Below are 26515 nucleotides of genomic sequence, written 5' to 3'. Positions count from 1 at the left end.
GGCCAGAAGTGAGGAAAGCGCTGGGGCTTCCGGCGATTCCTGGAGGCCGACCTGTGGATTCACTTCGTCGTGGCGGACGGCACCGGCGTCAGCAGGCCTCGCGCACGGACGGCCGGGAGGGACAGCGTGCGATAGCCCACGCTCTCGAACAGGACCGTGATCCTGTTCCCCTCCTCGCTCATCACCTCGCCCTCGCCCCACGTGCTGTGCCCCACCCGCGTCCCGGGCGGGAAGACGCCGTCGGCCGCCACGGGTTCCAGCGGGTCGGGACCCGTACCGGAGAGAATGTCTCCTGTCCGGACAGGAGCCTGTTTCAACTCCTGTGCACGGGTGCACATGTCGCAGCCCGCGCAGTCGCCTTCCGCCAGACTCTCGCCGAAGTACCCGAGCATGTGGCGGCGGCGACAGCCGCTCGTCTCCGCGTACGCCCGCATCATCTCCACCCGGGAGCGCTCCAGGTCGACACGGGCGGAAGCGATCCGCATCGCCTCGCCGACGCAGGTGTCCCGCCGTGCCCCGGGCACGGCCCGCACACCGCCGCGCCCGGCCGTCGTCACGGCACCGGCCTCCTCCAGCAGGTGCAGCATCGACGTCAGGGGCGTCTGGGACAGCCCGGTGCGCTCGCGCAGACCGGTCACCGTGACCGGCCGCCCCCGGTGCTCGCGCACCGCGTCGAACAGCCCGCCCAGCACCTCCGGGTCCGGCGGAGCGCCCGTCCGGAACCGCTGCACGCCGAGATCCTCGGGCCGGTACGCGAGGATCGCCGTCGACGGCTGCCCGTCGCGGCCCGCCCGGCCGATCTCCTGGTAGTAGGTGTCGAGGGAACCCGGCACCGAGGCGTGCAGCACGAAGCGGATGTCCGGCTTGTCGATGCCCATCCCGAACGCCGAGGTGGCGACGACCACGTCGAGTCCGCCGTCCCGGAAGCGGTCGTGCGTCCGGGAGCGCTCCGCCGCCGGCAGCCCCGCGTGGTAGGCGGCGCTGTCGAATCCGAGCGCCGACAGTTCCCGCGCGTACTGTTCGGCCTCCCGCCGCGTTCCCGCGTAGACGATGCCCGGTTTGGCCTCGGCCGCGGCCCGTTCCACTACCCACCGGCGCTTGGCCGCGTTCTCCCGGTGCCGTACGACCTCCAGCGTGATGTTGCGGCGGTCGAACCCCGCGACCACCTCGTGCGCATCGCGCATCCCGAGCCGCTCCACGATGTCCGCCCGCACGGGGGCCGCCGCGCTGGCGGTGAGGGCCAGCAGCGCGGGACGGCCGATGCGTTCGCGGACATGGCGCAGGGACAGGTAGTCGGGCCGGAAGTCGTATCCCCAGGAGGACACGCAGTGCGCCTCGTCGACCACCATCAGCGCGGGAGCGGCCGCGGCGATCTGCTCCACCACCTCGTCCTTGGCGAGCTGCTCGGGCGAGACGAACAGGAAGTCCAGGCGGCCCTCGCGTACGCGCTCCCACACGGCTTCGTTGTCCCGCGCGGGCTGCGCGGAGTTGACGGCCGAGGCGTCGGACCCCTCGATACGCGCCAGGTGGGCGACCTGGTCCCGCTGGAGCGCTATCAGGGGCGACACCACGACGGTCGGCCCGTCCAGCAGCACACCCGGCACCTGGTACACGGCGGACTTCCCCGCACCCGTCGGCATCACCACGATGGTGTCGCGTCCCTCCATCACGGCGGTCATGGCGGCGAGTTGGGACGGACGCAGGCGCTCCCAGCCGAACACCTCACGGGCACAGCGCCGCAGACGTCTCCTGAGTGACCTGGTCCTGAAGTATCCGACCTTGACGCGCATGGCACTCCTGACGCCGTTCTCCACCGGGTTTCGGGTGCCCGTGTACCCCCCGACGGGAAGAGAAGGCGGGGCGGTTGGGCCCGAGGGGCCCGAGGGCACCGACGAGGGATGCGGCGCCTATTGGCCACTGACGATGGATCGGACGTCGTCGTGACGATCGAGTTCCGCAATTCCACCCGCCAGGTCACCCCGCCGACCTTCACCAGGCACAGCACCGGCAGCATGTGCTGCGCACCGAACTGCCCCGCGTGCGCGCCGCGGCACTGGCATGGCGCAACGGCCTCGCGGCACTCCTGGCCGGGCTCGTCGGGTTCGGACTGGTCAAAGGACGCTCGGATGTGTCGGGGCTGGACGAACACTGGGCCGCGGCCGTCGGCGGGCTGCTGCTGACGGCCCTGCTGCTGGGGGCGTCGGCCGCCGTGTGGCTCATGAGCGCCGCTCACGGGCTGCCGAGGGTGGTCGCGGTGGACCGGCTGCCCTCACGGACCGCCGCCGACCACGACGAGGCCGTGCGGTCGGCCAAGCGGCGGCGCCGGGGCATCGCCGCGACCTTTGGCTGCGCTGCCGCGCTCGTCGCCGCGGTCGGAGCCACCTGGTACGGCCCTGCCGCCGCCCCTCCCGGTGTGCGTGTCACCACCCCGATGGGCGTTCTGTGCGGCTCGTCGCTGCGGATCGGGCCCGAGGGCTCGGTGCTCACCGACACCGACGGGAACGTCGTACGACACCTCCATTCCCGGGCCACCGCGCGGGTCGGCAAGCCGTGCCCGTAGGGGCAGTCGCGCCGGCCCGGCCGGGCGGTCCGGCCCGACGCACAGGCACCGGGCGCGTGGAGTCGGCGACCTGAGCCCCAACGTCCGCCCGCTGCACGGCAGATGGCGATCTGGGCGTCCTCCATGTCGGCTTCGCCCCATCGATCCCTGACAGGAACGGCACTCGTCGGAACGGCCGCTGTGTTCAACCCGTGCAGAATTGACGGGAGTTGTGAAACGCGGCCAGAATGTGGCTCGCTTCGCTGTGTCTGAAGAGAGCGAAGTGACGCGAGCGACGTGAGTGACACAGGCGTCCAACGTCTTCGTCGGTCATGTCTTCTTGGCACCCAGCCGTATCGCCCGCTCGCACTCTGCCACCTCCCACACCCCTGACCTTCACAGAGGCTCATCTTGTCGCGTTCGCAACAAACACGAATCCTCACCGCCCTCGCGGCAACGGCTTTCGCCGGTGCCGTGGTTCCCCTCGTCGGGGCAGGGGCCGCAAGTGCCGCGACGTCCGGCGACTGCCAGTCCGCCACGGTTCAGTACCGCCTCGTCGACGCCGACGGAAAGCCCGTGGGCGCGGACTGGTCCTCCCAGGGCGGGTTCCACCAGTGGGACACCGTCCCGGGAACGGTGGAGGTCCGACTGGCCCCCGGTCAGAGCGTCGGGGACGGCTGCAAGTACCCCGTCTCCCTCGCCGAGTACACCACCGAGGGGCCGAACTGGTTCGTCTCCGGTCACCAGGCCCTGGTCGACAAGGCCACCGTCTACCTCACCGCCGATGATGTCGCGGACTCGGCCGACGCGAAGCGGACCTGGCAGAAGCTCGAGGTGAAGACGCCCGACTGCTACGGCCAGATCGACCTGTACGGCGACGACGTCTCGTACGACGGGAAGACCGGCGAGGGCCACGGCCCCCTGCCGTACCAGCCCGACAATGTGGCCACGCCCTTTCACCTGATAGCCGCCTGGAACGGTGGCGAGAAGCCGTGCGCCCCCGCGACGCCGGACTCGCCCTCCCCGTCGGAGTCCACCCCCGCCACGCCCACGACCCCCGCGGCGAGCGAGCCGCCGGCCGACAAGACGACGGAGCCGGCCACTCCCAAGCCGTCCAGCACACCTTCCACGACGCCGGACGTCCCCCCGCTGACGTCGACACCGCCCGCCACCCCGGCGCCGTCGCCCAGCGACAGCTCGCCGCCGCTGGCCGAGACCGGCGCGAGCGGCCCGCTCGGCCCGATCGCGGGCGGTGCGGCCCTGGTGATCGTCGCCGGTGCCGGTGCGGTCGTCATGTCCCGCCGCGCGCGTCGCTCCTGACACACACATCCGGGGTCACCCCCGAGCGCTAGGCACTTCCCAGGCTCCGCCCGCAGGACAATCGATGCCCGTCGCGTCGACCTGCGGGCGGAGCTGTCTCGTCCGGGGCCGGGAGTGCGGAGGGGGCAGGGGGCCGAGGGGGCCGCGTGGCTCGAACGTTGTTCGGAGCACGTGATGCGGCACACATGTTTTCCCGACGCACGCCGCTTACCAGCCACTTCGCTCGGTTGATGTGTGGTGACCGACCGTCAGGCGACCAATTCCGCATTTAGTACCCGGGGTTACATCTGTCGAGTCGATCGGGCTTGCTATCGTGTTACTCGTTGGTAGCAATCCGTAGGGGGTCCCGGGAGGCCGGCGCGCATGTCGCCGGCGCTGCCTGGGTGGATTGACCGAGACGGACGTTCTGGCAAGGGGGCCAGGCGGACGCGGGATCTGCGCGTACCCATGACGCGGCCTTCGAACTCCAGTCTTCTCGCTCACTCATCCGAACAGGTGAGACACGTCCTATGGCTCGTTCCCTGGTCGATCTATTAACTCTGCACGCTTCCCGGCAACCCGACCGGACCGCCTACCGGTACCTCGTCACGGGTGACTGCGACGGAGAGATCCAGGACATCTCCTACGCGCGGCTCGCCGAGCGGTCCCGGGCCATCGCCGCCTGGCTCCAGGAGCGCGGCCTGGCTGGCTCCCGCGTCATGCTGCTCTATCCGCCCGGCATCGAGTTCATCTGCGGTTATCTCGGCTGCCTTTCGGCCGGGGTCGTCGCCGTGCCGGGCCTGCCGCCGCACGGGCGGTCACAGAACCACCGTGCCCTGCTCCGGATGAAGCGCCTGATCGCCGACGCGGACGCCCAGGTGATCCTCGGTGGCCGCGAGGTGATCGCGGCCCTCGCCACCATGGCGGAACAGCTGCCCGAACTGGCCGGGATCACCTGCGTCGCCACCGAGGACATCCCCGACGAGGCGGCCGGTTCCTGGCGTGAACCCGACCTCACCGCCGACTCCGTCGCCTTCCTCCAGTACACCTCCGGATCCACCTCCGCCCCGCGTGGGGTGATGGTGACCCACGGCAACCTGATGGACAACGAGCGGGTCATCACGGAGCGGATGGGCCACACTCCCGATGTGATCGAGGAGTACGGCCATGAACTCTTCGTCAGCTGGCTGCCCGTCTACCACGACATGGGCCTCATCGGCCCCGTCCTGAACGCGGCCTACCTCGGCGTGACCGCCACCCTCTTCTCCCCGCTGCACTTCCTGCAACGGCCCGAACGCTGGCTGACCGCCATCAGCCGGTACCGCCCGCACACCAGTGGCGGCCCCAACTTCGCCTACGAGCTGTGTCTGAAGCACATCACACCGGAGCTTCTCGACACCCTCGACCTGAGCCGGTGGAAGGTCGCCTTCAACGGCGCCGAACCCGTACGGGCCGCGACCCTGCGCCGGTTCACCGACACGTTCAGCCCGGCCGGGTTCCGCCGCGAGGCCCTGTACCCGTGCTACGGCCTGGCCGAGGCCACGCTGATCGTCACCGGCAGTTCGGTGCACGCCCCGCCCACACTGGCCACCACCGCCACTGCCCCCGACGGGAGTGCCACCGCGCCGGAGGCCAGGTCGGTGGACGCGGCGGCGGTGGGCTCCGGCCGGCCCGGCCCCGGCATCACCCTGGTGATCGCCGACCCCGAACGGCAGGAAGAACTCCCCGACGGCGAGGTCGGTGAGATCTGGGTGTCGGGCGCGAGTGTCGCCAAGGGCTACTGGCGCAACGCGCTCGCCACCCGGCACACCTTCCGGGCCGGCCTGGCGGGTCGCGAAGGCCGCTTCCTGCGCACCGGAGACCTCGGATTCCTGCGGGACGGCGAACTCTTCGTCACCGGACGTCTCAAGGACCTGATGGTCATCGAGGGACGCAACCACTACCCGCAGGACCTGGAACTGTCCGCCGAGATGTCCCACTGGGCGCTGCGGCCCGGCTGCACGGCCGCCTTCTCCGTGGACGTCGCGGGAGAGGGCGAGCAACCCGTCGTCGTGGCCGAGACGGCACCGGAGGCGGTGGGCGAGTCCGAGAAGATCATCGATCTGATCCGCGGCGCGATCGGCGAGGCGCACGGCCTGCCGGTACGGGACGTGGTGCTCGTCCACCCCGGCACCATCCCCAAGACATCGAGCGGGAAGATCCGGCGCCGTGCCACCCGGGCGGCGTACGTCGACGGCACGCTCTCCCTGGTCGGCAGGCCCGAGACGAGCTGACCGAGCCCGCCGGTGGCGTGCCCACGCGCCGCCGGCGGCTCAACGGCCCCTTCGGGTAGCTCAGTTACCCGGTCGTAGGAGGTATCGCGACGGTCGTGCGTCGACGGCACAGGGGTCGTTTGGCGCTCGTACAACCGCCGGAATCCGCCGCTCCTCAACCGAATCCACCGCTCCTCGGCCGAATCCATCGTCCACCGTCCATCGTCTGCCGTCTGCCGTCTGCCGTCTGCCGTCTGCCGTGCGTCGTCCGTCGTCCGTCGGCAGTCGTACGCCGCCGCGCGCATCCGTCGCGTCGGCCGTGCGGAATCCACCTGCGCCCAAGTTCACGAGGACACCAGCCCAGATGCCTGCGAACGAGTCCCCGAAGCGGTACACCGAGATGTCCCCGACGACCTCCGAGGGGGTGCGGGCCTGGTTGACGTCCGCCGTCGCGGACGTCGCCGGGCTTGCCCCGTCGGCCGTCGCGCCGGAGCGGCCGATCGCCGAATTCGGTCTGGGATCAGTGCAGTTGGTGACTCTGGTCGCGGCACTGTCCGAGTGGACCGGGCGGCCCCTGGAGCCGTCCGTGGTCTTCGACCACCCGACGATCGCGGGGATCGCCGAGGCACTCTTCGGTGAGCAGCCCCCGGGTGTGCCCGATCCGGTCCCGGCCTCGGCGCCGGCCGGCCCGTCCGTGCGGCGGGACGACGACATCGCGATCATCTCCATGGCCTGCCGGTTCCCCGGCGGCGCCGACGACCCGGAGTCCCTCTGGCGGCTGCTGGACGCGGGCGAGGAAGCCGTCGGCGAGGTGCCCGCGGGCCGCTGGGAGACCCACGGGCTCTACGACCCCGACCCGGACGCCACCGGCAAGGCGTACAGCCTGCGTGGCGGCTTCCTGACCGGCATCGACCGTTTCGACGCGGCCTTCTTCGGGATCTCGCCGCGCGAGGCCGCGGCCATGGACCCTCAGCAACGGCTCCTCCTCCAGACCGGCTGGGAGGCGATCGAGCGCGCCGGGATCGTCCCGGAGACGCTGAACGGCAGCCGGACGGGCGTCTATGTCGGCCTGTACGACAGCGGATACCTCGCCTCGGCCCCGCTGGACCGCCTCGACGGGCATGTCGGCACGGGCTCGGCGTCCAGCGTGGCGTCCGGGCGCATCGCCTACACCCTCGGATTCACGGGGCCCGCGGTCACGGTCGACACCGCCTGCTCCTCCTCGCTCGTGTCCCTGCACCTGGCGGCGCGGGCACTGTCCGGCGGTGAGTGCGATCTTGCGCTGGCCGGTGGCGCGACGCTCCTCGTGACACCGCGCGGGCACGTCGAGTTCAGCAGGCTGCGCGGGCTGTCGCCGTCCGGCCGGTGCAGCCCGTTCTCCACCGACGCCGACGGGGTGGTGTGGGCCGAGGGCTGCGGTCTGGTGCTCCTCAAGCGGCTCGCGGACGCGCGCCGGGACGGCGACCGGGTCCTCGCGGTCGTCAAGGGGTCGGCGATCAACCAGGACGGCCGCAGCCAGGGCCTGAGCGCGCCGAACGGTCCGGCGCAGGAACGGGTGTTGCGCGCCGCCCTCGACGACGCCGGGCTCCTGCCCGACGACCTCGACTACGTAGAGGCCCACGGCACGGGCACGCCGCTCGGTGACCCCATCGAGGGTCGTGCGCTCGCGTCGGTCTTCGGACCGGGCCGCCCGGCCGACCGGCCCCTGGGCGTCGGCTCGCTGAAGTCCAACATCGGTCACGCACAGGCCGCGGCGGGCATCGGCGGCGTCATCAAAACGGTCCTGTCCCTCGGCCATGAACGCCTCCCCGCGTCCTTGCACGCCGAGACCCCGACCGAGCACGTCGGCTGGTCGGACGGTGGCCTGCGCGTGCACAGTGGCGCCGAGCCCTGGCCGCGGCGGGCCGACCGGGTGCGGCGGGCCGGGGTGAGTGCGTTCGGGATCAGCGGCACCAACGCGCATGTGGTGCTGGAGGAGTCCCCGCAGGACCTGACAGGACCGACGGCGACACCGACACCTACGCCCGCGACACCAGCGGAGGCCGAGACACCGACGTCGTCCGCGACTTCGGCGCAGGGCGCGACACCGACGTCGTCCGCGACTTCAGCGGAGGCCGAGACACCGACGTCGTCCGCGACTTCAGCTGAGGCCGAGACACCGACGTCATCCGCGATTTCAGCGCAGGTCGAGACACCGACGTCATCCGCGACTTCGGCGCGGGGCGCGACACCGGCCGCCCCTCCGGTGCAGGCCATGACATCGACGTCGGCCGTCACTCCGGCACAGGCCGCGACACCAAGACCGACCGCCGCTCCGACGCCCGATCAGCACCCCCGCACCGGGCAACCCGCGCTCTTCCCGCTGTCCGCCCGCACCCCCTCGGCCCTCCGCGGCCAGGCGGCCCGTCTGCTCGACACGCTCGCCGCGCGTCCCCGGCCGGCGCTGTCCGACGTGGCCGGAACGCTGACCCACCACCGCACACACTTCGAGCACCGCGCCGTCGTCAGGGCGGGCGACCACGACGAACTGCTCACCGCGCTGCGCGGCCTCGCCGAGGGGAAGCCGGACCCCGATCTGGTCGTGGGCCCGCAACAGGGCCTCCCGCCGGGCAAGTTGGCGTTCGTCTTCCCCGGCCAGGGCGCCCAGTGGTCCGGCATGGCCCGCGAACTCCTCGACCATTCACCGGTGTTCGCCGACGAACTCGACCGCTGCGACGCCGCGCTGCGCCCGTTCACGGAATGGTCGGTGGCCGGCGTCCTGCGCGGTGACGAGGGCGCCCCTTCCCTGGAACGGGTCGACGTCGTGCAGCCGGTGCTCTTCGCCGTGATGGTGTCCCTGGCCGCGGTGTGGCGGGCCCGTGGTGTCCGGCCGGACGCGGTGATCGGGCACAGCCAGGGCGAGGTCGCCGCGGCCTGCGTCGCCGGGGCGCTGAGCCTCAACGACGCCGCGGCGGTCGTCGCCCTGCGCAGCCAGGCGCTGACCGAGCTGTCCGGCACCGGGACCATGGCCGTCGTCGCCCTGCCGTACACCGAGGTCGAGGCGCGCCTCGCCGACCTCGGCGGCCGGGTGTCCGTCGCCGCCGTGAACAGCGGCCGTTCGACGGTGATCGCCGGTGACGTGGAGCCGCTCGAAGCCCTGCTCGCCGACCTCGACCGGGAGCAGGTGTTCGTCCGCCGCCTCGACGTCGACTACGCCTCCCACAGCGCCCGGGTCGAACCGCTGCGCGCGACGATCCTCGACGAACTCGACGGCGTCGCCGCCTCCCCGAGCACCGTCGCCTGGTACTCCACGGTGACCGGCGAGCCCGTCACCCAGGAGCTGGAAGCCGACTACTGGTACACGAACCTGCGTGAACCCGTGCGCTTCGCGCCCGCCGTGGAACGCATGGTGGCCGACGGCTACCGCCACTTCGTCGAACTCAGCCCGCACCCCTCCCTCGTCACCGCCGTGCGCACGGTCGCCGAGGACCACGGCCACGACGACCTGGTCGCCGTGGGATCGCTGCGCCGCGACGAGGACGGACCGGCCTGCCTGGACCGGGCCGCCGCCGAACTCCACGTCCACGGCCGGCGGATCGACTGGCGCCGCGTCGTGCCCGATGGGGAGACTGCCGAACTGCCCACGTACGCCTGGCATCCACAGTCCTACTGGATCGACTCCGAAGCCGGGTCCAGGCCGGTGGCCTCCGGTCTCTTCGACCGCGCCGCGCACCCCTTGCTGGGCGTTCAGCTGCGGTCGGCGGACGAGACCCGCTGGACCTTCCGCAACGAATGGTCCCCGGCCACCGTCGACTGGCTGGCCGACCACGCCGTGTTCGGGCGGACCGTCGTGTCGGGCACGACCATGATGGAGCTGTGCCGTGCCGCGCTCGCCGTGGCCCGCCCGGAGCTCCCCGGCGACGTGACCGATCTGCTTCTGCTCGCGCCCCTCGTGCTGCCGCGGACCGGCACGGTCGAGGTCTCCGTCGAAGTGACCACCACCGAAGACGCGCCCGAGGTCACGGTGCACAGCCGTCCGCGTGGACCGGAGGCCCCGGGCTGGACCCTGCACGCCACCGCGTCGGTGTCCGCCCCCGCCCCGGCGACTTCGGCCCCGCCGCCGGTGTGGCCGGAGTCCGTCGAGTCCGTCTGGGGCGCGCGGACGTACGAACGGCTGGCCGCGCTCGGTCTCGGCTACGGCCCTTCCTTCCAGGGCGTCCGGTCGGCGGTGACGACCACCGCCGACGGCGAACTGCTGGCCCGGCTGTCGCTGCCTGCCGTGGCTCGCGGCTCGGCCGATCCCTACCCCGTCCACCCGGCCCTGCTGGACGCGGCCCTGCACGTGGCCGCCGCGCTGGACGCCTCCGACGGCCAGGTGCTCCTGCCGGTCGCGGTGGGCCGCTGCGTCCTGCCGCCCGGTGGCGCGAGCGACCTCACGGCGCTGGTACGGCGGACGGGCGGCTCGGCGACGGACCTCGCCCTCGACGTCACCCTGTGGGACGCCGACGGCCTCCCGGCGGGCCGGCTGGAGGACGTACGGCTGCGGGCGGTCGACCCGGCGGACCTGAACGGCGCTTCGGAGAACGACCGGCACCTGTACGAAGTGGCGTGGACGGCCGTGACCGAACCGCCCACGCCGGCGCCGCAGGCCGTGTGGGCCCTGCACGGCGACCGCTCCGACCCGGAGGTCGCGGCCACCCTGCGGGGCCTGGCGGCGGCAGGCGTCCAGGTGCGCGAGACGGGCGCCGACATCGTCGTACGCTTCTGGCCGCGTCCGGCGTCCGATGCCGAACCGGCCGCTGCCGCTCAGCAGTTGGCCGCGACGGCGCTCGCCGAGCTGCGCGCCCTGATCGCGCTCACGGACGACCTGGCGCCCGCCCGGACCGTCTGGGTGACCCGCGGCGCGGTCGCGACCAGTGCCCAGGACGCCGTACCGGGCCTGGCCCAGTCGGTGCTGTGGGGACTCGCCCGCAGCGCCCGGGCCGAACACCCGCACCTCGGGCTGACCCTGCTCGACCTCGGGGGCGCCGACCCCGCCGACGCCTTGCCGACGGCCGTCGCGCATTTCGGTGAGCCCGAACTCGCCCTCCGCGAAGGTTCCTTGCTCGTCCCACGGCTCATGCGTGCCCGCGCGGCCACCCCCCTGGGGATCCCGCCCGTCACCGCCGCGCACGAGTCGCCACGGCGGGGCAACGCGTCGAACACCCCCGCCGATCTCGACGTCGCCGGCCGCAGGACCCTCGTCCCCACCGACGGCACGGTGCTGATCACCGGCGGGCTCGGAGCCGTCGGCCGGCAGATCGCCCGGCTCCTGGCCGAACACGGCGTCCCCCGGCTCCTCCTGATCTCACGTCAGGGGTCTGCGGATCCACGTGCCGCCGAGGTCACCGCCGAACTGACCTCGCTCGGAACCGAGGTCGAACTGGCCGAGTGCGACGTCACCGACGCGGCGGCCCTGGCGGGCGTACTCGCCCAGGTCGGTGACGCGCTGCCGCTGCGGGGTGTCGTGCACTGCGCCGGACTCCTCGACGACGGGGTGGTCGCCGAGCTGACGCCCGAACGCCTCGCGCGGGTGCTGCGGCCCAAGGTGGACGGCGCCGCCCATCTGCACCGGCTCACCGCCGACACGCCGCTCGACCTGTTCCTGCTGATCTCCTCGGCGGCCGGCGTGCTCGGCAACCCGGGCCAGGGCAACTACGCGGCGGCCAACGTCTTCCTCGACCAACTGGCCTACCACCGAAGGGCCCTGGGCCTGCCCGGCGTCTCGGTCTCCTTCGGCGCCTGGGCGGGCGCGGGCCTCGCAGCTGAACACGCCGACCTGGACCGGATGGCCCGGCTCGGCCACCGCGCTCTCACCCCCGACCAGGGCCGCGAACTCGTCGAACTCGCCCTGCGCCGGGGCGCACCGCACCTGATCGCGGCGTCCCTGGACCTGCCCCGCCTGCGTGCGGCCACGGCCGCCACGGACGACGGTCCGGCAGCCCTGTGGCGCTCGCTGCTGCCCGCACCCCGCACCGGTCGGGACGGCGGTGTCGGGCTGGCCGACCGGCTGGCCCGGCTCCCGGAGGCCGACCGCGCCGCCCGGGTCCTTGCCCTGGTCCGCGAGGAGGCGTCCCGGGCGCTCGGGCTGCCCTCGGCGGAGTCCGTCCGGCCCGATCAGCCGCTGCGCGAGCTCGGCATGGACTCGGTGACCGCGGTGGAACTCCGCAACCGCATCGGCACCCGGATCGGCGCCCGGCTCCCCGCCACCCTGCTGTTCGACCACCCCACCGCGGTCCGGCTCTCCGCCCACCTGCTGACCACCGCGCTCGCCACGGCCGGTCGGCCCGCCCGGCGCGGCGCACCCGGTCCAGGGTCCCCCGCAGCCCCGGCGGTGACGTCGGACGAGCCGCTGGCCCTGGTGGCCATGGCCTGCCGTCTGCCCGGCGGCGTCAGCGACCCCGAGGGACTGTGGCGCCTCGTCGCCGAGGGGCGTGAAGCGGTGGGCCCGTTCCCGGCGGACCGCTGGGACGTGGAGTCGCTGCACGACCCCGATCCGGAGGCCCTGGGCACGTCGTACGCCAAGGAAGGCGGCTTCCTCGACGACCTGGAGTCCTTCGACGCCGGCTTCTTCGGCATCACCCCGAAGGAGGCCGAGAGCATGGACCCGCAGCAGCGGATGCTGCTGGAGACGGCCTGGGAGGCACTGGAGCGCGCCGGGATCGTGCCGGCCGAGCTGGCCGGCAGCAACACCGGTGTGTACGTGGGCATGTTCGGCAGCGACTATCTCGCGGGCTCCCGGCTCGACGAACTGGACGGTTACGTCGGCACGGGGTCCGCGCCGAGCGTGGCCTCGGGCCGGCTCGCCTACACGCTGGGGCTGAACGGACCGGCGCTGACGGTGGACACCGCCTGCTCGTCGTCCCTGGTGGCGCTGCACCTGGCGGCACAGGCACTGCGGTCGGGCGAGTGCGATCTGGCGCTCGCCGGCGGAGTGACGCTGATGGTGACACCGGGAACCTTCGTCGAGTTCAGCCGGTTGCGGGGACTGTCCCCGACCGGCCGCTGCCGCTCCTTCTCCGACGACGCCGACGGTGCCATCTGGGCCGAGGGCACGGGCATGGTCGTACTGAAGCGGCTCGGCGACGCGCGGCGCGACGGCGACGAGGTGCTGGCCGTGCTGCGCGGTACGGCCGTCAACCAGGACGGCCGCAGCCAGGGCCTGTCGGCGCCCAACGGGCCGGCGCAGGAACAGGTGATCCGGCGGGCCCTGGAGCTGTCCGGCCTGGAACCCGCCGACATCGACTACGTCGAGGCGCACGGGACCGGCACCACCCTCGGCGACCCGATCGAGGCGAACGCCCTCGCCGAGGTCTTCGGCACCTCGCGCCCCGAGGGCCGGCCCCTGTACCTCGGCTCGCTGAAGTCCAACATCGGTCACGCGCAGGCGGCTTCGGGCGTGCTCGGTCTGATCAAGGTCGTGCAGTCCCTGCGGCACCGGTCCCTGCCCCGCACCCTGCACGCCGGGACGCCCAGCCGCCATGTCGACTGGGACGACAGCGGGCTGCACCTGCTGCGCGACGCGGTCGCCTGGCCGGCGTCGGGCGACCGCGTGCGGCGGGCCGGTGTGAGCGCCTTCGGGATCAGCGGAACCAACGCGCACCTGATCGTGGAGGAGGCCGAACGGGCCGAGGTACCGAAGCGGGACGAAATCACCCCGGGTGCGACGCTGTTCGCGCTGTCCGGGCGCGGTGAGGCCGCCGTGCGGGGGCAGGCCGCACGCCTGGCCCGCCATCTGGACGAGGACGTCGCCCTGCCCGACGTCGCCCACACCCTGGCGCGACACCGCAGCCACTTCGAACAGCGAGTGGCGATCGTGGCCGGCGACCGGGACGAACTGCGCTCACGGCTGGACGTGTTGGCGACCGGAAAGACGCCGCTGGGCCCGATTCGCGCGGAGCAGACGGGCAAGGTGGCCTTCGTCTTCGCCGGGCACGGCGGCCAGTGGCCCGGCATGGGCGTGGAGTTGGCGGCCGAGTCGGAGGCCTTCCGCGAGGAGCTGACCCGTATCGACGAGGCGGTGAGTCGGCAGGTCGGCTGGTCGGTGCTCGACGTGCTGCGGGCGCCCGAGGAGTTCGCCCCGTTCGACCGCACCGAGTACCTGCAACCGGTGCTGTTCGCGGTCAACGCGTCCCTGGCCGCCGCCTGGCGCGCCCTCGGGGTCCGCCCGGACGCCGTGACCGGACACAGCCTGGGCGAGATCGCCGCCGCGTACAGCGCGGGCGCCCTCACCCTGGACGACGCCGTGTCCGTGGTCACCGGCCGCGCCCGGGCGGTCGCCCCGCTGGTCGGACAGGGCGGCATGCTGGCCCTGGAACTGCCGCGCACGGAGACCGAGAAGCTTGTCGCGCTCCACCCCGGCCGGCTGTTCGTCGCGGCGGTCAACAGCGCGCACTCCACGGCGGTCTCCGGCGACACCGCGGCGCTCGCCGAACTGCGCGGGCACCTCGAAGAGAGGGGCATCCCGGTGCGGCGGCTGTCGACGCCGTTCGCCTCCCACACCCCCCTGATGGACCCGGTCCGCGCGGACCTGATGGACCGGCTCTCCGGCATCAGGGGCACGCGCACAGCGACCCCGCTGTACTCGACGGTGTCGGCCGAACCGGTGCCCGGCGACCAGCTGGACGCCGAGCACTGGTACGCGAACCTGGGGCGCCCCGTCCGCTTCGCGGACACCATCCGGCGCATGCTGGAGGACGGCTACCGCTACTTCGTCGAGCTGAGCCCGCACCCCTCGCTCACCGCGTCCGTCGAGGCGGTGGCGGCCGAGGCCGGGATCGACGCGGTCGCCGTCGGCTCGCTGAGCCGTGGGAGGGACGGCCGGGGCGTTCTGCTGGGCCGAGTCGGGGAGTTGTACGAGGCCGGGCACGCGCCCGACTGGCCTGTGCTGCTGCCGCAGGGCCGCCGGATCGATCTGCCCACGTACGCCTTCGCCCGCGAACGCCACTGGCGCGCACCCGCCCAGGCGAACGGAACGGCCGGGGGTTCACCGCTCCTCGGCACCCATGTCGAGGCCAGCGACACACCCGGTCGGTACCTCTTCCAGAGCGACATCGACCTGCGTGACAGCCGCTTCGCCTACCTCACCGACCACCGGGTCACCGGCGAGGTCTGGATGCCCGGCGCCGCCTTCCTCGACCTGGCGCTGGAAGCCGCGTCCGCGCTGCGGGACGGCGGGGAGGTACGCCTGGCCGACGTGAAGTTCGTACGGCCCCTGGCTCTCGACGCGCAGAGGCCCGTACGGCTGCAACTGGTCCTGCACCCCGCCGGACCGGACGGCTCACGGGACTTCACCATCTCCTCGGCGGCCACCGGGGAAAGGCGCGCGCCCTGGGAGCGGCACGTCACCGGACGGGTCGTCGACGGCACCGCCGAACCCGCTGCCGACGCGGGCGAGGAACTCGCCGAGTTGCGCGAGCGGTGCGAGGAAGAGGTGGACCTGCCCGCTGTCTACGCGGGGCTCACGGCTCTCGGCATCGACTACGGACCCTCCTTCCGGCTCCTGGAACAGGGCCACCGCACGACGACCACCGCGGTCGGCCGCCTCACCCGGCGGCCCGCCGCCGGTCACCTGCTGCACCCCGCGGTTCTCGACGCCGCCTTCCACACGGCGGCCCTGCCCGCCGACGCGCCCGAGGGCCGGGCCTTCGTGCCCGCCGGTGTCGGAGGGCTGCGCTTCACCGGTCGCCGCTCCGCCCCCGCGTGGGCGACCTGCCGGCTGCGCAGCGTGGACGGCGACACCGCACTCCTGGATCTGCGGCTGTGGGACGAGAAGGACCAACTGGTCCTGGAGGCGACGGAGTTCCGGCTCGCCGCGCTCTCGCCGCTGGACAGCGCGCTGTTCGAGACCCGCTGGCAGCCGCGCCCGGCCGCACAGGAGCGGCCCGTCGACGGCCGGTGGCTCGTCCTGGCCGACGAGACCGGGGTGACCGACACACTCGGGGAACGGCTGGCCGCGGCCGCCGTGCCCCATGTGATCGTGCGCCGGGGCGAGGCGTTCGGAGCCGAGGGCCCCGGCCGCTTCGTCCTCGATCCCTCCGATCCACGGCAGTTGACCCGTCTGTTCGACGAGGCCTTCGCCGACGGGCCGCCGGAGCGGGTGGTGCAGCTGTCCGCACTCGACGCTCCGGCTGTCGAGGACTCCGCCACGGCCGAAGAGGCCGCGCGACACTGCTGCTTGAGCACCCTGCATCTGGTGCGCGCGCTCGCCGACCGGCCGCGGGGCCGTTCGCCGCGCCTGTTCGTCGTCGTACGAGGGAGCCAGGCCGCGGGCGACAGCACACAGGTGACACACCCTCAGCAGGCGCTCGCCTGGGGCTTCGGACTCTCCGTGGCCCAGGAGTACCCGGAACTTTCGACCACCCTGATCGACCTGCCGGCCACGGACGGCGTCGACGGCCTGTGGACGCAGCTGCGGCACGCCGACGACGAACGGCTCGTCGCGCTGCGGGAATCGGGCCGGCTCGTGCCACGGCTCGCCCGCACCCGCCCGGACGACGACGGGCACGTCGGGATCACCGCGGACGGCGTACACCTGATCACGGGTGGTCTCGGCGGCCTCGGCAGGGTGGCCGCCGAGCGGCTGGTCCGCCGGGGTGCCCGCCGACTGGCCCTGCTGAGCCGCGGCGGGCCCGACGCGGCCGCCGAGAACTGGATCAAGGGGATCGAAGCACGCGGTGTCACCGTCCACCTCGCCCGCGCGGACGTCGCCGACCGTGCCGCGCTCGCGGCCGCACTGGACGCCGTACGACGTGAGGCCGGACCGATCGCCGGGGTCGTCCACGCGGCCGGTGTCCTCGACGACGCCACGGTGGCGAACCTGACCGACGAACGTGTCCTGCGCGTGCTCGCCCCCAAGGTCCTGGGCACCGCCCTGCTCACCGAACTGGCCCCGGAGGCCGAGCGGTTCGTCCTGTTCGCCTCCGCGGCCGGTGTCCTCGGCTCGCCAGGCCAGAGCTCGTACGCGGCGGCGAACGCGTTCCTCGACGCCTGGGCGCACCACCTCTCGCGCACCGACCGCCGGGCGCTGAGCCTGGACTGGGGCGCCTGGACCGAGGTCGGCATGGTCGCCGGTTCCGGCGCCCGGGCCGCCGAGACCAGCCGTTCGGGGCTCGTCGCCTTCACCTCGGCGGAGGGCGGCGACCTGTTCGAGCGGGTGCTCGCCACCTCCCGCCGCCAGCTCGCCCCCCTCGCCCTGGACCCCGAGGCACTGGAGCTCGACCAGGAAGCGGCGCGTACCCGCCCGATCCTCGGCGACCTGATCACCGTCGCCGCTGACACCGCGGGCACGGACGACCTGGTCGCCCGGGTGTTCGCGGCGACGACGGACCAGGACCGGGCAGCACGGCTCGAAGCGTATGTACGGGCCAAGGTCGGCCAGGTCTCCGGCGGTGCCGCGGAGGTGTCCGCGACGACGGCCCTCAAGGAACTGGGCCTGGACTCGCTCATGCTGGTCCGGCTGCGCAACGCCTTCACCCGCGAGCTGGGTGCCGAACTCCCGGCCGCCGCCGTCTTCTCGGCCTCCGACATCCGCAGCCTCGCACGGGCCCTGGGCGAGGTGCTGCCCGAACGCGACACCGGGACACGCGGACAGGAACCCGGGCCCGAAGCCGCCGCCGAGGTGCCCGACAGCGAGCTGCGGCCCGCGACCCGCGACGTCGTACGGCTGCTGCGCAGCGCCCAGCCGGGCATGCCGGACGCGGCGCACGCCGTCGGCCTGGCCGTCCGGCTCACGAAGCCGACCACCCGCGAGGCACTCACCGACATCGTCACCCGGCTCGCCGGACGGCACGCGGCCCTGCGCACGGCGATCGCCGGAAGCGGCGGAAAGGGCCGACAGCTGTGTGTGGTGCGGGAGCCGGCCGAGCCGCTGCTGCGCTGGACGGACCTGCCCGCCGACGCCGAACCGGGCGACGCCGGCGACCGCTTGTCCCGGCTGCTGGAGCCGCCGTTCGATCTGGCGAAGGCGCCCCTGTGGCGGTTCGAGCTGCTCGACGCCGGCGCTCGTGGCCAGGTACTGGTGTTCGGAGCGCACCACGCGGTGAGCGATCTCCAGTCGCTGCTCCTCGTCGCGGGGGAGATCGACGCCGAGCTGTCCGGTACCTCACTCGGCGACGCCGTGACCAACCGTGACATCGCCCTGCTCATCGAGGCCCAGCGGACCGGCGATGCCACCGGCGGCGCCGACACCCCATGGCGTGAGGCCTTCCACGGCAGCGAGCGTCTGGACCTGACGCTCGCCCGGCCGCGCCCGGCGACGCGTTCGTACCGGGCCGGGAGCGTGACCGTGGCGATACCCGACGGACTGATGGAGCGTGTGTCGGCGACCGCGAGCAGGCTGGCCGTCACACCGGCGGCCTTCTGCCTCGGCACCCTGACCGTCCTGCTGGCCAGGATGCGTGAGCGGGAGCGCTTCGTGCTCGCCGTGCCGGTCGACACCCGTATGCACGCCGACGCGTACGACGCGGTCGGGTTCTTCGGGGTACCGGTGCCGTTCCCCGCACACGCGGCGGCGGGGGAGCGGATCGAGGATGTACTGCGCCGGACGGACACGCGACTGAACCGGGTCCTCGCCAAGGGCGCCATGTTCTCGGACGTGCTGTCGACACTGGCAGGGCAGGGACTGCACCGGACGAACGCCCCTCTGGTGGAGGTGTACTTCAACTACGTACGCTCCTCGGCGGCCCGCCTCGATCGCCTGGAGGTGCTCCCGGCCGGAACGGGATACTCCGACCTCGATCTGATGGTCACCATGACCCCGGACGCCGGCCGCGTGCGACTGGATCACAGTCTCGACATCCTGGACGCGGCGACCTCCACCGAGTTGGCGGAGGCGTTCCTGCGGCTGCTCGCGGCGACGGCGGACAACCCGACAACGGCGGTCCGTGCGGCGGGCGGGACGGCCACCACCGTGACGAGTGGTACGGCAGCCGCCGAGGCGGGCGCGGCGGCCCCCGCCGTGACGAGCACCAAGGCCACCGCCGAGACGGCCCCCGCGGCAACGCCGGTCGCGACGGCCCCGGCTTCGAGGGCACCGGCGGGTGCGACGGCAGCCGGGAGGCAGACTGCAACTCCCGTCAGTGGAAGCCCTGTTGCTGGCCCTCGCCGCTCGCTCGCCCTTGCCGCCACCTTCGCGCTCGGCAATCTGCCGCCGCTGTGCGAGGCGGCCATGGAGGCCATGGAGGAGGGCACCCGGGAAGGAACGTGGGAGGGGGAGCGAGCGCGGGACGAGGGGCCGGCGGTGGCCGAAGCCCCGTACCACCAGGTGCTCGCCGCGCTGCGCGATCCCTCGGGCGTCTTCACCGACCCCACGACAGCGGTGGGCGTGGTGCTGCTCCGGGCGACGGACCTGGAACGGTTCGGCCCGGTCACCGACGCGGTGCTGGCCGAACTGCGCGCCGAGTACCCGGCAGCGCTGCGCGCCCTGTCCGAGCGGACCCGCAGACCACTGATCGTCGGCGTCCTGCCCTCGGCGCGGCAGGACGAACGCCTCGCGCGATGGGAGAGCGACCTCGTCGCCGAGCTGACCGACGAGCCCGGCATCGCGGTGCTCGGCCCGGACGAGTGGTCGCGCCGGCACGCCGTCGAGGAACGCTTCGACGAACGGACCGAGCGGCTGGCCCATCTCCCCTTCACCCCGCGGTTCCAGGCGGCGGTGGCCCTGCGGCTGGCCCAGGTGGTGCGAGCGGTTCTGCGCCCCGCGCCGAAGGTGATCGCGGTGGACGGCGACGAGACCCTCTGGGGCGGGGTCGCCGGGGAGATCGGCCCCGAGGCGGTGGACGTGAGCGGACCGCGCGCGCGGCTGGCCCGGACACTGCTGCGGTGGCGTGCCGCGGGCACCCTGCTCGCCCTGGTCAGCAACAACGACGAGGACACGGTACGCGCCGTACTGGACCGTCCGGACAGCACGCTGAAGGCGGAGCACTTCAGTGTGCTGTCCGCCGGCTGGGGTCCGAAGCCGGGCCGGCTCACGGAGGCGGCGCGCAGCCTCGGCCTGGGCCCGGACAGCTTCCTCTTCCTCGACGACAACCCGGTCGAGATCGAGAAGGTGCGGTCGGCGCTGCCGGAGGTGCTGTCGGTGACCTGCCCCGCGACGGCCGGACTGGACGAGTTCCTGGACCGGTTGTGGCCGCTCGTTCCGGCGGCGGCGACCGCCGAGGACGGGCTGCGGGCGGGGTTCTACGCGCAGGAGCGGCAGCGGGACGCGGAGCGCGAGCAGGCCGGATTCGAGGAGTTCCTCGCCCGGTTGGAGCTGGAGGTCGACATCCGGGCGCTGTCCGGGGCCGACGTCGAGCGGGCCGAACAACTCGTGCGCCGCACCAATCAGTTCACCCTCCGTCCCCGGTCCGCCGACGGTGGTGATCTGGAGCGCTGGCGGGAGCGGGGCGAGGTCTGGACGGCCGCGGCGCGGGACCGCTTCGGCGACTACGGCCAGATCGGCCTGCTCGCCCTGGCGGTGGACGGCGACCAACTCGACGTCCTCGCCTGGAACCTGAGCTGCCGCGCGCTCGGCCGGGGTGTCGAGGAAGAGCTGCTGCGGTGGCTGGCGGACCGAGCCGACCGACTGGGCTGCGTGAAGGTCCGGCTGTCGGCGGAACGCACCGACCGCAACGTGCCGGCCCGGCGTCTGCTGGCCGCGCTCGGTGGCGGCGACCAGGACGACGAGCACGTGGAGAGCGTCGTCACCCCGGAACAACTGCGGACCTTCCGCTCCTGGCGAAGCCGGTGAGCGGGCCGACGGACCGGCCCGCGGAAGCACTGCGGAAAGAGACACATGCACAGGGCGAAGGGCTCTCATGACTGAAGTGAACGAGAACGTGTCGGCCCACGCCGGACAGCGGGCGACCGGTGAGGCGATCGAGCGGGGTGACGGCGGGCCGAGCGTGGAGGCCCTGCTGGCCCGGATCGGACAGGCCGCGGCACCCATGGCGACGGGAACCAGAAACGAGCCGGGCTCGCGGACCGGGGCGGACACCTCCGCGTCCGGTGCCCCAGGGGACGCGGACGCCGGTGGGGTTGCCGGGCGGTCCGGGGCCGCCGTGGATCCGTACGCGAACGCGCCCATCGTGCCGTTCGGCACGGGGGACCTCGCCGACCCCGCTGCCGGGGCGGATCGTGGTGCCGACGCCCGGTCCGCCCAGTCCGCCCCTCCCGCCCCTGGCGCACCCGACGAGCACGGCCTGGCCGCCGTCGTCGCCGCGGCGGCCGGTCGCTTCGTACCCGGAGGTCATCTGTCGCCCGACGCGGACTTCTTCGACGCCGGCGGTACCTCGGTCGGTGCCGTGGAACTCGTCGCGGCGCTGGAGGACGAACTGGGCATGGAGATCGACCTCGACGAGGTGTTCGCCGACGCCCGGCCGCGCAGCCTCGCCGCGCGCTGGCTGGCGACCGCGGGCGCCACGGCCGCCCTCTCGGCTTCGGGTGCGCCGGCGGTCCCGTCGGCCGCGAGAACCCCGGCCCCGGCGACCGATACGACCCGCACGACGCGGGCTCCGGACACCCTTCCGCTCCCCGTCCCGGCACCGGCCTCGCTTCCCGTCCCTGCCCCTGCCCCTGCCCCTGTCCCGGGATTCAGCCCCGCTTCGGCCCCTGGATCCAGCCCGGCTCCCGCCACGGACACCCCGTCCGTCCCGGCCTCGCGCGTTCCGCCCGGGGCGACGGTCACGGCACGGACCACCGGCGGCGGCACCCCGTACGCCACCGCCCGTCCCGAGGACCTCGACCAGATCCTGGCCGACCTCGCCCTGGCCGACCGCCTGCCCTGGACCGGCTCGCCCGAGCCTCTGCCGCCCCGCCGGATCCTGCTCACCGGCGCCACCGGCTTCCTCGGCGGCCATCTGCTCCTCGACCTGCTCAGGCACAGTGACGCGCATGTCCACTGCCTCGTCCGCGCGGCCGACGAGGAAGCGGCCACCGCTCGTCTCGGCGAGGCACTGAAGAGCCACCGGCTGCCCTGGTCCGCGGAGATCCGCCGCCGCGTGACGGTGCTCCCCGGCGACATCAGGCGTCCTCGCCTCGGCCTGTCCGACAGCGGCTGGCACGAACTCGCCCACGAGCTGGACAGCATCGTGGGCGTGGCGGCGGCCGTGGACTTCCTGCGTGGCTACCAGTCGCTGCGACAGAGCAATGTCATCGGCGCGCTGACCCTGGCCGAACTGGCGGCGACAGGCCGGCCCAAGCCGCTGCACCACATCTCCTCGATCGCCGTCTTCAACGAGGTCGGCATCGCCTCCATGGGCGAGGACGACCCGCTCGCCCACGCCGACCGTCTCGTCGCGGGCTACGACCAGACGAAATGGGCCGCCGAGGTCGCCCTGCGGCGGGCCCGCGACCACGGCCTGATCGTCACCGCGATGCGTCCGGGAGGCATCGGAGGCCACACCCGGACGGGCGCCCACAACCCGCAGGACCTCAGCAGCGGCCTCGTCGCGGCCTTCGGCCGCTTCCGCACCGTCCCCGCCTTCCACCGCCTGAACGCGGCCCCGGTGGACTGGGTGAGCCGGGTCGCGGCCGCCGTCATCTGCGAACCCGACGCCTGGGGATTCGACTACAACCTGACCGGCGTACCCAACACCCTCGACGACGTCGTACGGGACATGGCGTTCGGCGGGATGCACGTGCGCGTACAGGACTGGGACGAGTGGCGCACGGACGTCCTGGCCCGCCTGGAGGCCGAACCGGTTCCCGAACTCGGCTTCCTGACAAGGGTGTTGCGAAGCCCCACCGCCCTCAGACTGTGCGAGGCGACCTTGAAGGGGCCGGCGGCGACCGGCGAACGCACCGACGCGCTCGTCGAAGCGCTGGGACTGCGCCCCGCGACTCGCTACGACGCCCGGGCCCAGCTGGCGACGTTCGAGCGGCTCGCCCAGGACGGACTGGCCCGACTGCCGGACAAGGACGACCAGCCGTACCTGTGGTTCTCCGAGACGACCGAGGGCGCCGTGGGCCCGGTTGGTGCCAGTGCCAGTGGCAGTGCCGGTGCCGGTGCCGGTGCCGACACCCCCTGCTCGATGGGGCTCACCCTCTCCATCGCGAGCATGCACCAACTGGTGAAGGAGCGCCGGGTGGACGTCAGCGGTGATTTGGTGTGCGCCGCCGCCCATCCCGCGCCGCTGCTCGTGGAACGCGGCGACGTCTGGATCCGCCCCGAGGAGGGCATCCCGCAGCGACACGGGATGCGTCACCAACTCCTCCGCTACCGACTGACGTTGCGCGACGCCGACGGAGGCCGCTGGTGGCTGGAGGGCCACAAGTACGCCCGTGCCCGCCGTGACGTATGGCGGCAGACCCGCGCGCTGAGCGTCGAGATCGGCCGCGAGGGCGAACCGGCGAGCCTCACCGGTGAGCTCGTCGTGCCCGCCGACAGCTATGTACGCGACCAGATCGACGGCATCAAGGTGGACCCCCGCCTGACCGGCCGGGAGAAGCGCGCCGCCAAGCTGACCTGGCTCGCCTGGTTCGGTGCGGAGATGGGCCGCGGCCTGCTCGGCCCCTTCACCCGCGCCGCCGCGGACCTCCTCGACCTGCGCCGCACCCTGACCCCCTCGGAGCGCCACCGATGATCCTGAGATCCACCAACTCCCGTACCAGGCCGACGATCCGCAAGGTCAGGACGGGCACGGTCCTGCGGCCGCTGCGCCACCGCCTCGACCCGGCGCGCGTCGAGGAGATCCCCTTCCACGCCGGGGACGGCGTACGCCTGGGCCTGACCCGTGTCGGCGGCGGAGACAAGGACCGTCCCGCCGTGCTGCTCCTGCACGGCCACACCGCGTCCGCCGACATGTTTCTGCTCCCCGAGACCCGCAACCTGGTCGACGTCCTGCTCGACGACGGCTACGAGCCCTGGCTGCTCGACTGGCGCGGCAGCTGCCGGCTTCCCTACAACGAGACCGGTCAGAGGTACACCTACGACGATGTCGCTCTCCACGACATCCCCGACGCCGTCTCGCGCGTCCGCGAACACATCGGCGACCGGCCGCTGTTCGTGGTCGCCCACTGCATCGGCTCCCTCGCCCTGTCGCTGAGCATGACGGCGGGGCTGGTGCCCGGGCTCGCGGGCGTCGTCTCGCAGGGCGTGTTCCTGACGCCGAAGCTCGCGGGACGCACCTCGCTGCGGATGACGGTGGCGGCCGAACTGCTGAGGAACCGGATCGACCACATCCCGGTCGACTTCCGCAAGGTCGGCCTCCGGTCGAGGTACACGCCCCTGTTCGCGCTGGCCTCCCGCGGGGCGGTGTGCCCGGACCCGACCTGCCAGATCCTCCACAACTCGGCCTGGGGTTCCGGCGCTTCGCTGTTCCTGCACGAGAACCTGTCCGACACCACCCACGACCGGCTCGCCGAACTCCTCGGGCCCGCGCCCCTGTGGATCCTGCCGCATCTGCGCCGGATCGAACTGGCCCGCAGCGTCGTCCGCTGGCACGACACCGACCACCGCTACCGGGCACTGCCGCACAACGCGCTGGACGCGGCGGCCCGGATCGACACCCCGGTGCTGCTGCTCGCGGGAAGCGAGAACGGACTGTGGCTGGACTCGCAGAAGCTCTGCCACGAGGTGCTGGCCCACCGCCGCCCCGAGCTGGACGTGTCGTACACCGAGATCCCCGGCTACGGGCACCTCGACACGTTCCTGGGCCGGGGCGCCGCACTCGATGTCTTCGGACACATCCTCGAATTCCTCGGCGAACGCCGGTGACGGCGCCCCCGCCGCCGGATACCGTACCGACCAGTAACCACCGGACCGCACTCCAGGAGGCCCCATGCCGCAGCTCGAAGTCGACGGCGCCGCGCTGACGTACGACGACGAGGGGCCCCGCGACGGCGACGGGGTGCCGCTGGTGTTCATCCACGGGTGGACGGCCAACCGGCACCGCTGGGACCACCAGACGGAGCACTTCTCCCAGAAGCGCCGGGTCGTACGACTGGACCTGCGCGGGCACGGGGAGAGCGAGGGGTCGGGCCGCCGGACCGTGGCGGAACTGGCCGGTGACGTACTCGCCGTACTCGACCACCTGGAACTCGACCGGTTCGTCCTCGTCGGCCACTCGATGGGCGGGATGATCGCGCAGACCCTGACGCTCGCCCACCCGGAGCGGGTCGAGCGGCTGGTGCTGGTGAACTCGATCAGCAGGATGACGTACAGCCGGGGGAGAGGCCTGCTGATGGCGGTGTCGACCCTGGTGCCGTTCAAGCTGTTCGTGGCCGCCAACATCCAACGGGCCTTCGCCCCCGGCTACCCGCGCGAGAAGATCCGTGAGTACGTCCGGGCCTCCGGGAACACGCCGCAGGAGGTGGTCATGACGTGCTACGGCGCCATGCGGTCCTTCGACGTGCTCGACCGGCTCGGTGAGATCCACACCCCCACCCTGCTGGTCCACGGCTACCACGACGTCCAACTGCCCGTCTCGCAGATGCTCCGGATGGCCAAGGCGTACCCGGACGCCGTGGTGCGGATCGTGGACGCCGGCCACGAACTGCCCGTGGAGAAGCCGGCGGAACTCACCGCCGTCCTCGACCGGTTCGTGACCGACCAGCCGTGACGTCCTGACCGGCCCTCAGGACCCTCCCCGCTCGCGGGGGATCTTCTGGCCGGCCTCGACGGCCACGGGCAGCCGGTTCTCCGCCGGCGGCAGGGGGCAGGTCGCCAGGTCCGTGTAGGCGCACGGCAGATTCGCCGCGCGGTTGAAGTCCAGGACGACGGTTCCGTCGGCGGCCGGCGCCTCCACGCCGAGGGAGCGGTTCGCGGCGTAGGTGGTGACCCCTGAGGTCGCGTCGGTGAAGAGCACCGTCAGCCCGTTCGGGGTGTGTCCGGGGAACACGGTCAGGGACAGGGACCGGCCGTCCAGTTCGAACTCGACGCGGCCCGGCGCGACGTACACGTGCTCCAGGCCCTCGACCGCGGCTCCCACGGTGGTGGGCCGGGGCTCGTCGAAGGCGACGTAGCGGCCGGTCACGGCCCAGCGCGGGTCCGGTGCGTAGGCGGGCGTACCGGTGAAGGCGGTGCGCAGCGGCGCGTCCGGGTGCCGGGGACGCACGATGTCGTTGCCGCCGCGCTTGGCCACCTCGATCACGGCGTCTCCCCAGACCGCGTTGACGCCCCCGCGTTCGGGCAGCACGCCGAAGCGGTGCTCGCCGTGCACCGGCGTTCCCTCCACGACCAGTTCCTCACCGTCGTCGAGGGCCACGGTGACCCCGTCGGCGTCGGTCCACCACGAGCCGGGGGCGTCGGGGAAGCGCTGCGGCCGGTCGTCGAGCCAGTGCAGGCCGGTGATCGCGAGGAATCCGTGCGGATCGGCGAGCCGTTCCTCCTGGGCGCGGTACCAGTTCAGCCAGTCCTCGGTGAAGGCCTGGAGGTCCGTCGTCGTGAGCTCAGTGGTCATGAGTGCTCCTTCGTCCCGCGAGGTCCGGC

General features: G+C 73.0%; 9 protein-coding genes. 7 read left to right on the top strand and 2 right to left on the bottom strand.

The genetic code is table 11. From position 1 onward, the window contains the following. Nucleotides 1-59 precede the first annotated feature (59 nt). Nucleotides 60-1790 (bottom strand): RecQ family ATP-dependent DNA helicase, encoded by a 1731-nt coding sequence (locus ACF07B_RS21805; RefSeq protein WP_392180155.1) that lies wholly within the window; start codon nucleotides 1788-1790, stop codon nucleotides 60-62. Nucleotides 1791-2014: 224 nt separating this feature from the next. Between ACF07B_RS21805 and ACF07B_RS21800 the strand changes: the two genes are divergently transcribed. From ACF07B_RS21800 to ACF07B_RS21770, 7 genes are all read left to right on the top strand, one after another. Then, nucleotides 2015-2560 carry a hypothetical protein gene (locus ACF07B_RS21800; RefSeq protein WP_392180154.1) on the top strand — a complete coding sequence of 182 codons (546 nt, stop codon included), beginning with the start codon at nucleotides 2015-2017 and terminating at the stop codon, nucleotides 2558-2560. Nucleotides 2561-3013: 453 nt separating this feature from the next. After that, complete coding sequence (locus tag ACF07B_RS21795) at nucleotides 3014-3859, top strand: hypothetical protein (protein WP_392180153.1); 846 nt, start codon at nucleotides 3014-3016, stop codon at nucleotides 3857-3859. 509 nt (nucleotides 3860-4368) lie between these two features. After that, complete coding sequence (locus ACF07B_RS21790) at nucleotides 4369-6111, top strand: fatty acyl-AMP ligase (RefSeq protein ID WP_392180152.1); 1743 nt, start codon at nucleotides 4369-4371, stop codon at nucleotides 6109-6111. A 343-nt stretch (nucleotides 6112-6454) separates the two neighbouring features. Beyond that, complete coding sequence (locus ACF07B_RS21785; protein ID WP_392180151.1) at nucleotides 6455-20836, top strand: SDR family NAD(P)-dependent oxidoreductase; 14382 nt, start codon at nucleotides 6455-6457, stop codon at nucleotides 20834-20836. 67 nt (nucleotides 20837-20903) lie between these two features. Continuing rightward, nucleotides 20904-23669: a thioester reductase domain-containing protein gene (locus tag ACF07B_RS21780; RefSeq protein WP_392180150.1), complete on the top strand. Its 2766-nt coding sequence runs from the start codon at nucleotides 20904-20906 to the stop codon at nucleotides 23667-23669. Next, a complete protein-coding gene (locus ACF07B_RS21775; RefSeq protein ID WP_392180149.1) occupies nucleotides 23666-24802 on the top strand; it encodes an alpha/beta hydrolase in 1137 nt (378 codons plus the stop codon). Before ACF07B_RS21780 ends, ACF07B_RS21775 begins: the two co-directional genes overlap by 4 nt. 64 nt (nucleotides 24803-24866) lie before the next feature. Next, nucleotides 24867-25646, top strand: coding sequence for an alpha/beta fold hydrolase (locus ACF07B_RS21770; protein WP_392180148.1), 780 nt, complete (start codon nucleotides 24867-24869; stop codon nucleotides 25644-25646). Nucleotides 25647-25661: 15 nt separating this feature from the next. On the opposite strand, the gene ACF07B_RS21765 is transcribed toward ACF07B_RS21770, so the two are convergent. Further along, the gene (locus ACF07B_RS21765; protein ID WP_392180147.1) at nucleotides 25662-26486 is read right to left on the bottom strand and encodes a DUF1684 domain-containing protein; all 825 of its coding nucleotides are present in this window, start codon (nucleotides 26484-26486) and stop codon (nucleotides 25662-25664) included. Nucleotides 26487-26515 lie beyond the last annotated feature (29 nt).

It is taken from the genome of Streptomyces sp. NPDC015532 (genome assembly GCF_043078065.1).
In the GTDB taxonomy this organism is placed as follows: domain Bacteria; phylum Actinomycetota; class Actinomycetes; order Streptomycetales; family Streptomycetaceae; genus Streptomyces.
This window is presented reverse-complemented; position numbering and strand designations above follow the sequence as displayed.